The sequence below is a fragment of the Flavobacterium sp. SLB02 genome, from assembly GCF_009664855.1.
Lineage (GTDB): Bacteria > Bacteroidota > Bacteroidia > Flavobacteriales > Flavobacteriaceae > Flavobacterium.
Genome location: NZ_CP045928.1, coordinates 3,327,186 through 3,340,273 on the forward strand (window position 1 = coordinate 3,327,186; position 13,088 = coordinate 3,340,273).

Below are 13,088 nucleotides of genomic sequence, written 5' to 3' on the forward strand. Positions count from 1 at the left end.
GATTGCTCTTGTTGTGGAGCTGCTTGTTGACCTTGTTCACCTTGAGCATACATAGCTTCTGTAGCTGTTTTCCAAGCTGCATTGATGTTGTCAAGAGCCGTTTGAATAGCTGGAATATCTTGAGATTGGTGAGCCATTCTCAATTCAGTTAAAGCGTACTCTACAGCAACTTTGTGGTCGTCAGCTAATTTGCTTCCTAACTCTTTCAATTGACTTTCTGTTTGGAAAATCATGCTGTCAGCTTCGTTTAATTTCTCAGCTCTTTCTTTCGCTATTTTGTCAGCGTCAGCGTTAGCTTCAGCATCTTTTTTCATTTTTTCGATTTCTTCAGCTGTTAATCCAGAAGAAGCTTCGATACGGATATCGTGAGATTTTCCAGTTCCTTTATCAGTCGCAGAAACTTTGATGATACCATTCGCATCAATATCAAAAGTAACCTCGATTTGAGGAACTCCTCTTGGTGCTGGTGGAATACCATCTAAGTGGAAACGACCGATAGTTTTGTTATCAGCAGCCATCGCTCTTTCTCCTTGCAATACGTGAATTTCAACAGATGGCTGAGAATCAGCAGCAGTAGAGAATACTTGAGATTTTTTAGTTGGAATAGTTGTGTTAGACTCAATTAATTTAGTCAATACACCACCCATAGTTTCGATACCTAAAGAAAGAGGCGTTACGTCAAGTAACAATACATCTTTTACATCTCCAGATAAAACTCCACCTTGAATAGCTGCTCCAATAGCAACAACCTCATCAGGGTTAACACCTTTAGACGCTTTTTTACCAAAGAATTTCTCTACTTCGTCAGCAATTCTTGGCATACGAGTAGAACCTCCAACAAGGATTACTTCGTCGATATCAGATGTAGATAAACCTGCATCTTTTAATGCTTTAGCAACTGGCTCCATAGAACGTTTTACCAAAGTATCAGATAATTTTTCGAACTGTGCTCTAGATAATTTTTTCACTAAGTGTTTTGGTCCAGAAGCAGTAGCCGTTACGTAAGGTAAGTTGATTTCAGTTTCAGCAGAAGATGATAATTCAATCTTAGCTTTCTCTGCAGCCTCTTTCAAACGTTGTAATGACATTGGATCTAAACGTAAATCAATACCTTCTTCAGATTTGAAATCGTCAGCTAACCAGTCAATAATAACCTGGTCAAAATCATCACCACCTAAGTGAGTATCACCATTTGTAGATAATACTTCAAATACACCGTCTCCTAATTCAAGAACAGAGATATCAAAAGTACCACCACCTAAATCGTAAACAGCAATTTTTTGATCAGTTCCTTTTTTATCTAATCCGTAAGCAAGTGCAGCTGCAGTTGGCTCATTGATGATACGCATAACTTTAAGACCAGCAATTTCACCAGCTTCTTTAGTAGCCTGACGTTGTGCATCGTTAAAGTAAGCAGGAACAGTAATAACCGCTTCAGTTACAGTTTGACCTAAATAGTCTTCAGCAGTTTTTTTCATTTTTTGAAGTGTCATTGCAGACAATTCTTGAGCAGTGTATAAACGACCGTCAATATCCACACGTGGAGTATTGTTGTCACCTTTTACAACACTGTAAGGAACTCTTTTTGCCTCTTCCTGAGTTTCAGCAAAAGTGTGTCCCATAAAACGTTTAATAGAAGCAATCGTTTTTGTAGGATTCGTTACCGCTTGTCTTTTTGCAGGATCACCCACTTTAATTTCTCCACCTTCAACAAAAGCGATGATAGATGGCGTTGTTCTTTTTCCTTCTGCGTTAGGAATAACAACTGCTTCGTTACCTTCCATTACAGAAACACAAGAGTTCGTCGTACCTAAGTCAATTCCGATTATTTTACCCATTTTTTATATATTTAATTTTGATATACTAATTTATAACTCAGGTGGCATAAGTCAATCTTTGTGCCAATATAAAAAACCAAAGTAAATTGTCAGTTTTCCTGTCGGCACATGAAAAACAATCTGACAACATGACATTTTCAAAACCTGACATTCGTGGCATATCAGCACTTTACGTGTCATTATTAGGAGCTATTCCCGCTATCCGCTATATCTTTTATGTCCGCCGCGGCGGACACAAAAAGATGCCGCTTCTTCGGGGCTAGGGCAATTGTTTTAAAAATTATATTTAATGTCACATCAATAAATAAAAATATTGTTTAAACTTCCCTTCTACCCTAACTACATTAAGATTCTGAAATTCGTAATTTTAAACCCATCAAAATATTTATAAGAAAAAGTTTATATTTGAAAAAATATTAAAATAATACCCCACTCCATCTTAACTTTTAACCATAAAACATTCAATGAAAGCATATATTCAAACAGACAAATCCGGAAACTACTACAATGTAAACGCTTATGTTGCCAACGAAGGTTTTCAAACTTTAGGCTGGGAAACTGAAAAATATTTTTTCAGTAGATGAAATCACAGACAACGATCCGGAAATTTTAATTGTTGGTGGTCAGAACTAACAAAAACAAAGGATTATGCTCACTTTTAAAATTACTATTTTAACTAGAGATTCTGATAGCTAATTTGTTTTTCTATTAAGTTAAAATTTCAGCAATTGATTTGGAAATTGCAACGAAAATCATAAAGCATCAAATAATAACAAGAACGAGAAAGATATGAATTTAGGTAACCTTTATATTTTAGTAGTAATACTGTTTGTAAACCAATCTTGTGCACAGACTTTAAAAATAGCTGATTTTAGAAAAATAGTTAATTATTCTAACCCTGTTGAGCACAAACAATTATCATCAAAAGGTTTTAAATTACTAAATGATTCGATATCGACCCATCACAAGAAATTTACATTCAATAATCCAGAAACAAAAGAAATAGTGGAATTAACATTGATGACAGATAAAGAAGGTGGGGAATTCTCAACTATAATCTATTTTTTGCCAACTGAATTTACTTATAAAAATTTTATCTCAACATTGCCAATTTATAAATTCAAGCATAGTAAACGAAACACACGTTATCAACTGCCAACAAGTTCATATTCTGGTGAGAATATTTATCTTAACGGCTTAATACAATTTGACGGAAAGAAATACTACGCTTTAAAATACGATCATTACATAGACAAAGCATTATCTGTACCAACAATTGAAAGCATAACGAAACCAAATTAAATTCCCAGCGTTTCTATTTAAACAAGAACAAAAACCATTCAATTTCAATAAAACCTACATCTTTCGATATTTTTGAGTTGGTTGATAATTTTACAAAATCACCCAACATCAATATAAAAATACAAACACAAATTATGATAATTATTCTTTTACTATTCTTTGCTCTCTTCTTTTATCTTTTATATGTACTAATCAAATGGATAAGTAAAAAGAAGAAAAGAATTCAATGGGCTTTTGGAATTATAGGAATATTAATCTCAATAAATATTATTGATTCAATTTTTTTTACAAAAATGGAATTCATTCAATCAAAGGTTTATCCACACTTATATATTGTCAAAAACCAAATTAATAACCAAGACTCATTAAATGCAGTAATAAAAAACATGGTTGTTCAAAAAATGAATGCTGAATTTATTGGTAAAGAAAATAAGTACAAGCATAAGTATCAATACAATTCTGAATCAGCTTCAAGAACTGATCTGTATTATTCCTTAAGTTTTTATAGATATTATAAAGGTTGGGGAACAAATCCTTTTGGAGAGGCCGGAACTGAACATTTTATAAACAATGAAGAAGATCCCGGAGGATTTAGTAGTGAGCTTCTTGAGCATTATTATGAATATAGAATTGCGAGATTTTATATTGAATTTTGCAAGAATGACACCATCAAATATTTTGGCGTTTTAAAATATTTTCAAAACGGACAGGAAATGAAAACAGATACAATTATCAATCAATGTAAAACAGAATAAAATAATCATCAACAAAATAAACCTAATTGATAATCTAAAATGAAAAAGATACTCTTACTATTTTTTGTTCTCACCCAAATTAGTATTTACGCACAAGTACAGAAAATAAAAGACAATTTTAATGTCGTAATCAGAACCGAAGAAGGCGATTTAAACAATGACGGCTTAGCAGATAAAGTGTTTGTGAAAATGGATACGATAGACAAAACACAACCTTTAAAACTGGAAATCTATTTTTTAGAAAAAAACGGAAAATATAAATTAAAAGTCGCTACAAAAAAATTAATGGAAGCTCAATATCCAAACCGAAAATATGGTGGCAATCAAATTCCTGATGTAACTATTGAAGATGGCAGTTTGTCTTTATATTCTGAAATCGGTAATAACCACTTTTCGCACATATTCAAATTTAAAAATGGCTATTTTGAATTACAAAAAATATCAAATGTTGTTTGGGATGGCCAAAATTTAACTACCGAAACGGATTTCAATTTAGTAACAGGACAAAGAACTGAAATAACAAAAGCGCTGGGTTCTGAAAAAATCATCAAAAAGACATCAAAAAAAAACCAGGTAAAACCATTGCCGAAAATCGATAACTTTAGCGCTTTTGACAGTAAATTGAATTAAAAGAACCAAAACAGTATGCATATCCTAACTAAACTGCTCATAAAGATTACAAACTTAAAACAATCCAATCTACTGATTGAAAACCTCTAAAACAAGAAACAACTCAATGAAAATTAATCCATAATGGAAAACTACAGCATTATTATTTTTATCCTCACCATCTTAATCGGTCTTTCAGCTTTTGCGCATAAAATAAAATTACCTTACCCTATATTACTTGTTATCGCCGGAATTGCAATTGGTTTTATTCCGTCAATGGGCGAAATCGAAATCAATCCTGAAATTATATTTCTGCTATTTCTTCCGCCATTATTATACGATGCTTCTTTTAATATTTCGCCTAAAGACTTCAAAACGAATATTAACACCATTAGCACTTTAGCTATATCATTAGTTTTTCTGACCACAATAGGCATTGCAGTAGTAGCCCGTTATATGATTCCCGGAATGACCTGGCCGCTGGCATTTGTGTTAGGTTCTATACTTTCTGCTACTGATGCTGTAGCGGCAATAAGCATTACAAAAGGATTAAATTTATCTCATAAAACCCTAACAATTCTCGAAGGCGAAAGTCTTATCAACGATGCATCGGCACTTGTGGCATATCGTTTTGCTGTGGCCGCCGTAATGGGATCTGCTTTTATTATCTGGAAAGCTGCTTTACATTTTGTACTATTGCTTGGAGGCGGTTTTCTGGTAGGTTTTGTAATGGCAAAAATCCTGGCTTTCATATTAAGTAAAGTGCACAAAAAAAACGTAGAAGTTACCATTAGCTTTATGCTTTTAATGCCTTTTGTAACCTATCTTATCGCAGAACATTTAGAAGTTTCAGGAGTAATCGCTGTTGTTATTTTAGGATTAACCATTGCTCGTTTCAGTAAAAAAATATTCCCTGAAAGTTTAAAAAATCAATCCAGAAGCCTTTGGGATATTATTATTTTTATACTCAACGGACTCATCTTTATCTTAATAGGACTTAATTTTCGTTATATCCTAAAAGGCATCGACAACGATATGATTTTGCCTTACATTGGATATGCAGCTATTATCACTATCGTCGCTTTATTGATTAGAATGGCGAGGATCTTTTTGCAGAAAATCAATCTTCAAAAAGCTTTTCACAACACTAAAAGAACAAGAAAAGTAAGCGAGCACGCCCTTTTAGACTTCAATAACAGTATTATTATCAGTTGGTCAGGAATGCGCGGAATCGTTTCTCTGGCTATTGCTATTGGTATTCCTAAAGAACTCGAAGATGGAACTCCTTTTCCGGAACGAACCGTTATTATATTTATTTCTGTAGCTGTTGTTTTACTTACTCTTATTGGTCAGGGCCTTACTTTACCTTTTATTGTAAAAAAATTAGAAGGTACAAAAGAGGACGAATTACAATCTTAATCTACTGATTTACAACACACAAACTTAAACAAACATTTTATTCGAAGTATAAATAGAAACATTTAACATTTGTAATGTTTTTTCGATATTTTTACTACTCTAAAAATCATCTAATTTAACTAAACCAACCACCACATTAATGAATGATCATTTAAAATATACCGCCAAATTGTTCAGCAGCGCAACATTTAGCTTTTTTAAAATAAATATTCTCGGACAATTCTTATATGCCATAATTGGAATATCTACCATTTGCACTATCATTTATCAATCAGGTGCAAAAATGGGACACATAAACGGATCAGCCATTGTATTGGTATTATTTGCTTTACGCCCAATTGGTTTTGGCTTAACATTAATCACCTTACTTGTAGGTCCATTTCTTTTATTTTCTCTTGGCAATAAATATATAATGTCAAAAATCATCAATAAGTTGATATCAGACAAAGGCGAAGTTTTACTTTTCCCTGTAATCGACAAAGTGATCGACAGAATCAAATCAAAACAACCGGAGTTATTAAAATCAGGAGCCGATAAAGCTATGCTGCAATTAAAATTAATTCAAGCGTTTAGGGATTCTGATGAAAACAAATGGGTAAAAAAAATATTGATTTATGGACTTAAAAAAATAAGCCTGGACGAAGTTGATTTTAAAGATGAAAATGTAAGCTTTTCAGAAATTATTAAAGACAAAATCATCACAGGATTAAAAAATGTTTCGCAACCCAGCAGAAACTTTTTTTGGATCATTCTGGGAGTACAAATTACTATTCTAATTCTGATCCTTACGCAGGTTATATAATTAAAAACACAATAAAAAATCCCCAAAATAATACCATGAACCCAGAATTAGAAAGCCATTTTGACGAATTTGACAAAGCACCGGTTATTAGAAGAAAACTTTTACCGTGGTGGATTAAAACTTTTTGTTGGATTTTCATGATAATGGGACTTTGCGCTATTGCATCTCTCGTTATCAATCTTTTTATCCCAAACGTAAATCTTTCTCTTTACGGTTTTTCCAGCAATACTGCTTTTTCAGGAATAGGAGCATTTATTATTGCAATTATGATATTCAAAGGTTTTGCGGCTTATTCTCTTTGGTTCGAAAAACCCAATGCAATCTCAATTGGTAAAATTGACGCTATTTGCGGAGTAGTGATCTGCATAGTTTCAATGCTTGCACTGCCCTTTGTCAATAATGGTCATTTTATGTTTCGCTTAGAAATTCTATTACTTGTTCCCTACTATATGAGATTAAACAAAATCGAATATGAATGGGACAATCTTGAAATTTTATAACAAAAAAGCTAACCAAAAATAATCGGGATAAAAAATAGATTATATACTTTAAGATTTTCTAAGAAACAGTTTCCTATTTTATTTGTAATTTCGATTTTCATTAAAATACAATTATAAAATGGCTTCATTTATTAAAGAAATATCTTTTCGCTGGTCTGATCTTGACCCTAATTTTCACGTTCGTCATAGTGCTTATTACGATTTTGGAGCACAACATCGTATCGAAATCCTTGAAGAACTGGGTTTAACTCTTAAAGTCATGCAAACACAAGGCTTTGGTCCTGTTTTATTTAGAGAAGAATGTGTTTTTAGAAAAGAATTAAAACTTTCTGATAAAATATTCCTTCACACCAAAACATCAAAAATGAAAGCCGATGCTTCACGCTGGTCCATCGTTCACGAATTCAGAAGAGAAGATGATACACTTTGCGCCGTGATTACCGTTGATGGTGCCTGGATGGATACCAAACTTCGTAAATTAGCTTCTCCAACACCTGAAATTGCTATTCAAGCTTTGAGCATTTTCCCTAAAAGTGACGATTTCGTTGGTTTATAAAACAAACTTCATTTTTCTTAACTTTATGAAATCCAAAAAACTATATTTTTAAATATATGTTTTTTGGATTTTTTAAAATTCAAAACTCATGATCGATTACGTAAAAGACTTCCGAATAATTATCATTATCGCTATAATTGGACTTGTAACAATTGTTTTGGGCGCAGTTACAGACAAAGTACTTCGTTATTTTTTGTACCGAAAATTAACTGATAAAGAATATGATGCAACCGGATTTAGATTTTTAAAACACCTGATCATAACCGTAATCTATATTTTAGGATTCGCCTTTGCTTTAATACAAGTTCCCGAATTTAAAATTATCGGACATTCTTTTTTAGCCGGAGCCGGAGTGATTTCATTAGTAGCTGGTTTAGCTTCTCAACAAGCTTTGAGTAATATCGTAAGCGGAATTTTTCTGGTAATTTTTAAACCCTTCCGAATCAACGACAAAATCACGATCAACAATTTTGTAGGTACCGTTGAGGATATTAATTTGAGGCAAGTAGTTCTAAAAGATGCCGAAAACAACCGAATTATAATTCCTAATTCTATTATTAGCAATCAGATTATTGTGAATACCAATATGCATGACACCAAATCCTGTAAAATAATCGAAATTGGCGTTGGCTACGAATCTGATATCGAAAAAGCACTGGAAATCATGAAAGAAGAAGTGGTAAAACATCCGCTATTTATAGATAACAGAACTGCAGACGATAAAAAACAAAAAAAGCAATTGGTTACAGCCCGCGTTGTGGCATTGGCAGATTCAAGCGTAACACTAAAAGCCTGGGCCTGGGCAAAAAACTCAACAGATGCATTTGTCATGTATTGCGATTTACTGCAAAGCATCAAGAAACGTTTTGATGAGGCCGGTATTGATATTCCTTATCCGCAACAAGTAGTTACTTTAAAAAATAACAAAAACGAGTCATAATTTCTTGTCTTTTATTTTCTGATAACTTTAAGATTTTATTTTTTGAATTTAAAATGGTTAACTTTAATTTTATAAATACTCCAAAATGAAATAATTCAAAAAATGAAAAATATAAAACTGATTCTGCTTCTTCTTCCCTTTTTTTGTTTTTCGCAGCAGCAAAACATTAAGGCCTTAGATATTAATTTAACCAATTACGAATACCCGTTTCCTGTACAATTTTTAGAATTGAGCAATCAGCGACAGTATCTTAAAATGGCATATATGGATGTCAAACCTAATAATTACAACAACAAAACCATTGTTTTGCTGCACGGTAAAAACTTCAATGGAGCATATTGGGAATCGACCATAAAAGCCCTGATAAAAGAAGGTTTTAGAGTTATTGTTCCAGACCAGATAGGTTTTGGAAAATCATCTAAACCGGATAATTTTCAATATACTTTTCAGCAATTGGCCGAGAATACCAAAAAGTTACTCGATCATTTAGGAATCAAAAAAGCAACAATTCTGGGACATTCTATGGGCGGAATGCTGGCGACAAGATTTGCTTTAATGTATCCAGAAACCACTGAAAAATTAGTTCTTGAAAATCCAATTGGTCTGGAAGACTGGAAACTAGTGGTGCCTTATAAACCTGTAGATTGGTGGTACGAATCAGAATTAAAACAAAGCTATCAGAATATAAAAAGCTATCAAATGGCGAATTATTATGATGGAAAATGGAATGCTGATTTCCAAAAATGGGCTGAACTTGGCGCCGGATGGACTACAGCTCCCGATTATGCAAGAGTGGCCTGGAATTCGGCTTTGATGTATGATATGATTTTTACGCAACCTGTTTTATACGAATTCAAAAACATCAAAAGTCCAACGCTTCTAATCATTGGGACAAGAGACAAAACAGCCATAGGAAAACCTTTTGTATCTGAAGAAGTCAGAAAAACAATGGGCAATTATCTCGAATTGGGCAAAAAAACACAAAAAACAATCCCAAATGCAAAACTAGTCGAAGTACCCAACACCGGACATTTACCGCATATTGAATCTTTCGACCAATTTATAAAACCATTAATCGTATTTTTGAAACAATAATTCTTTTCGCTACGAATTTCAAGAATTAACAAATTAATATTTTAAAAGCATTACGAAGAAAAATTAGTGCTTATTCGTGCAATTTGTGGCAAACCCTAACTTAAAAACTAAAACACATGTTTACAATCGAACAAATAAAAGAAGCACATGCCAAAGTACAAAGCGGTGCAGATTTTCCAAATTATATACAAGACCTGATTATTTTGGGTGTAAAGGGATATGATACCTTTGTCAATAACGGAAATGTGGAATATTACGGAGTAAATAATTACAAAGTTTCGGCTGAAGAAAAATATCCTGAAATTCAGGTCGCTCCCGTGGCCAATAAAGAACGTTTTATCGAATTTCTGGTAATGCATCAGGACGGTCAGACCGATTATTTAACGTTCTGCAATCATGCCGCTCAATCCGGAATTGCCAAATGGCGTGTCGATATTATCGAAATGACTTGCACCTATTTCGACAAAGCTAATAATGAAATACTGATCGAAAAAATCCCTGGTTAAAGATAATCTAAATCAAACTTCATGTCCAAAAGAATTATTCTGATTGCGCTGTTGTCTATTTGCTTTATAGGTTTTGCCCAGCATAAAAAAGCAAATCCTAAATTTAAAATAATCGCTTTTTATACCGCCAAAAATGATCAGGCACATATCAGTTTTGTACATGAAGCCAATAAATGGTTTGCTAAAGTAGCCCAACAAAATCATTTCCAGTACGATTCAACCAGCAATTGGGATAATTTAAACGCCCAGTTTTTATCGAAATACCAAGTCGTTTTATTTTTAGATACAAGACCCGAAACAACAAGTCAGCGGGAAGCTTTCCAGAAATATATGGAGAATGGCGGCGGTTTTATAGGGTTTCACTTTTCGGCATTTGCACTAAATGATTCTACTTATCCTCAAAACTGGAATTGGTACCACAATACTTTTTTAGGATCAGGCGAATACGGCAGCAATACATGGCGGCCAACATCGGCAGTTTTACGAATCGAAAATCAGCATCCTGCAACTAAAAACATTCCTAAAACATTCAAATCGGCACCAAACGAATGGTACAGATGGAGCAATGATTTAAGAAAAAATCCGGATATCAAAATCCTTGTTGCGATCGACCAAAGCAGCTTTCCGTTAGGAACAGGTCCAAAACAAAACGAAATTTGGCATGAAGGTTATTATCCCGTAGTCTGGACCAATAAAAACTACAAAATGCTTTATGTAAACATGGGACACAATGATATCGATTACGAACACGGAACCAATAAAACGCTTTCGCATACATTCGAAAACGAATCACAAAGTCAGCTAATTCTAAACGGATTGCTTTGGTTAGGTAACTCGAAAAAGCAATCAAAATAGAGCAATCAAATAAAATTAATACCAGGAAAATATCATTTAATGAAAAATAAAATTGTCTTCGTTTTTTTTACACTTTTAGCATTCTCTTGCAACTCAAAACAAGAAGAGAATAAAACAAACACTGTAAATAATACTAAAAAAGAAACGATAAACGATACTACTTCAACAGCTAAAACAGCAGATGCAGTTCATTATCAAATATCAGTTTTTGATGATCCAAAATTTGCAGACAGAATAAAAGGAGATAAAGAAAAATTAAAAAAACTTTCACAAGAACAGCTTTTTTCTGAAATGAGTAGTAAATCAATAGTAAAGTTAAACGAAAAACAACAGCTTTTTTTCAACACAAATTCTAATTATGAATTACTTTGTTTTGCAAAAGGCAATCTATTTCAGGAAAGCAACAACGATTATGTTTTTATTGTTTATGACAAAGAAAACATTAAAACTAAAATTTTACTTTATAATGATAAAACCAGCCAATACGCTGAACTTTTTAAAGATATAAAAGTAGAAAACAGATTAGAAAATGCAGATTGCGGAAGTTATTCCTTTGGAACCCTTGATTATCAATTTGCAATCGAACATTTGATTATGAACGAAGGTGCACTTAAAATAAACCCTCAATATTATTTAGAAGATCTTCCTTTAAAAATTACTGACATATCAAAAGATGACAGTTTTGTGCTAAAGGAAGGATGTTTTGCAAAAAATGCTTCACGAAAAAATTTAGCCAACACGCTTTGCATTTCTACAAGCCCGGTGTATAGTAATTGGGAATGTTTGCAATACAACAAAACAAACAATACTTTTTTTATTTTTTATAGTCAGGCTTTCGCCGATTAATCTCAGATTAAAAATAAATATTACAAGAACAAAAAGTAAATAAATCAACATGTCAGCTAAACTTTCTCCCATTATAAATCCGGATGAACTTTTAAACATTAAAGATTCGTCTGAAGTTATTTTAATCGATTCCAGAGCCGGAATCAATGCTCAGGAAAATTATAAAAAAGAACATCTTAAAGGTGCTCGTTATGTCGATTTAAATCAAGATTTAGCAACAGTTAAAAATCCGGCAAACGGAGGCAGACATCCTTTGCCTTCTTTAGAAAAATTTTCTAAGGTACTTTCTAAACTTGGTATTTTGCCTTCGAGCCATGTGATCATTTACGACGATAAAAACGGATCGAATGCAGCAGCAAGATTTTGGTGGATGTTACGCGCCATTCAACATAAAAAAGTTCAGGTTCTCAACGGAGGTTTACAAGCCGCAGTAAAAGTAGGCTATCCATTAAGTTCGGCTATTGAAACTTTTGAACCAACCGAAAACTATCCAATTGCTAAATGGAATTTGGCTCAGGCCGATATTGAAGAAGTCGAAATAGCCCGAAATAACAAAGAAAATATCGTAATTGATGTAAGAGATAAAAACCGTTTTGATGGTCTTACAGAACCGCTGGATTTAATTGCAGGACATATTCCGGGCGCTATCAATGTTCCGTTTAGCGAAAACTTAAACGAAGAAGGTTTTTATAAATCGGCTGATGTTTTAGCAAAAAAATATACTGAAATTATAGGCGACAAAAAGCCTGAAAATATAATCGTGCATTGCGGTTCTGGAGTCACAGCCTGCCATACGTTACTCGCGATGGATTATGCAGGACTTTCAATTCCTAAACTATACGTAGGATCCTGGAGCGAATGGTCCAGAAATGATCGCGAATTAGCAACTAAATAAAGCATTGGCTTTAATATTTAACACATAGAAACATAGATTTTATATGTGTAAAAAAAGAATACAAAAATAAACATGTTTCTAACACATAGCTATGTTTGTTTAAATAAGTGAAACGCCTATTCTTACATTACAAAAGCTATGTTTCTATGTGTTAAGAATACAGACAACAG

General features: G+C 33.2%; 14 protein-coding genes. 13 read left to right on the forward strand and 1 reads right to left on the reverse strand.

Translation table 11 applies throughout. The features are described 5' to 3' along the window. A partial coding sequence (gene dnaK / locus GIY83_RS11695) for a molecular chaperone DnaK (RefSeq protein WP_208681443.1) occupies positions 1-1,838 on the reverse strand: 1,838 nt, incomplete at its 3' end. A 789-nt stretch (positions 1,839-2,627) separates the two neighbouring features. Between dnaK and GIY83_RS11700 the strand changes: the two genes are divergently transcribed. The 13 genes from GIY83_RS11700 to GIY83_RS11760 all read left to right on the forward strand — a co-directional run bounded on the left by GIY83_RS11700 (position 2,628) and on the right by GIY83_RS11760 (position 12,918). Continuing rightward, the gene (locus GIY83_RS11700) at positions 2,628-3,140 is read left to right on the forward strand and encodes a hypothetical protein (RefSeq protein WP_194620169.1); all 513 of its coding nucleotides are present in this window, start codon (positions 2,628-2,630) and stop codon (positions 3,138-3,140) included. A 386-nt stretch (positions 3,141-3,526) separates the two neighbouring features. Beyond that, a complete protein-coding gene (locus tag GIY83_RS11705) occupies positions 3,527-3,895 on the forward strand; it encodes a hypothetical protein (RefSeq protein WP_194620171.1) in 369 nt (122 codons plus the stop codon). A gap of 39 nt (positions 3,896-3,934) precedes the next feature. Further along, the gene (locus tag GIY83_RS11710; RefSeq protein ID WP_194620173.1) at positions 3,935-4,525 is read left to right on the forward strand and encodes a hypothetical protein; all 591 of its coding nucleotides are present in this window, start codon (positions 3,935-3,937) and stop codon (positions 4,523-4,525) included. A gap of 123 nt (positions 4,526-4,648) precedes the next feature. Next, positions 4,649-5,923, forward strand: a complete 1,275-nt coding sequence (locus tag GIY83_RS11715; RefSeq protein WP_208681445.1) for a Na+/H+ antiporter — start codon at positions 4,649-4,651, stop codon at positions 5,921-5,923. Positions 5,924-6,062: 139 nt separating this feature from the next. Further along, the gene (locus tag GIY83_RS11720) at positions 6,063-6,725 is read left to right on the forward strand and encodes a hypothetical protein (protein ID WP_194620177.1); all 663 of its coding nucleotides are present in this window, start codon (positions 6,063-6,065) and stop codon (positions 6,723-6,725) included. 35 nt (positions 6,726-6,760) lie between these two features. Next, positions 6,761-7,225, forward strand: a complete 465-nt coding sequence (locus GIY83_RS11725) for a hypothetical protein (protein ID WP_208681448.1) — start codon at positions 6,761-6,763, stop codon at positions 7,223-7,225. Between the two features lie 118 nt (positions 7,226-7,343). Beyond that, positions 7,344-7,781 (forward strand): thioesterase family protein, encoded by a 438-nt coding sequence (locus tag GIY83_RS11730; RefSeq protein ID WP_194620181.1) that lies wholly within the window; start codon positions 7,344-7,346, stop codon positions 7,779-7,781. Positions 7,782-7,869: 88 nt separating this feature from the next. Next, positions 7,870-8,721, forward strand: a complete 852-nt coding sequence (locus tag GIY83_RS11735) for a mechanosensitive ion channel family protein (protein WP_208681450.1) — start codon at positions 7,870-7,872, stop codon at positions 8,719-8,721. A 102-nt stretch (positions 8,722-8,823) separates the two neighbouring features. Beyond that, positions 8,824-9,816 carry an alpha/beta fold hydrolase gene (locus tag GIY83_RS11740; RefSeq protein ID WP_208681452.1) on the forward strand — a complete coding sequence of 331 codons (993 nt, stop codon included), beginning with the start codon at positions 8,824-8,826 and terminating at the stop codon, positions 9,814-9,816. A gap of 116 nt (positions 9,817-9,932) precedes the next feature. Beyond that, complete coding sequence (locus tag GIY83_RS11745; RefSeq protein WP_208681454.1) at positions 9,933-10,322, forward strand: DUF1398 domain-containing protein; 390 nt, start codon at positions 9,933-9,935, stop codon at positions 10,320-10,322. 21 nt (positions 10,323-10,343) lie between these two features. Then, positions 10,344-11,177, forward strand: a complete 834-nt coding sequence (locus GIY83_RS11750) for a ThuA domain-containing protein (RefSeq protein ID WP_208681456.1) — start codon at positions 10,344-10,346, stop codon at positions 11,175-11,177. 39 nt (positions 11,178-11,216) lie between these two features. Beyond that, a complete protein-coding gene (locus tag GIY83_RS11755) occupies positions 11,217-12,023 on the forward strand; it encodes a hypothetical protein (RefSeq protein ID WP_208681458.1) in 807 nt (268 codons plus the stop codon). 49 nt (positions 12,024-12,072) lie between these two features. After that, positions 12,073-12,918: a sulfurtransferase gene (locus GIY83_RS11760; protein WP_208681460.1), complete on the forward strand. Its 846-nt coding sequence runs from the start codon at positions 12,073-12,075 to the stop codon at positions 12,916-12,918. Positions 12,919-13,088 lie beyond the last annotated feature (170 nt).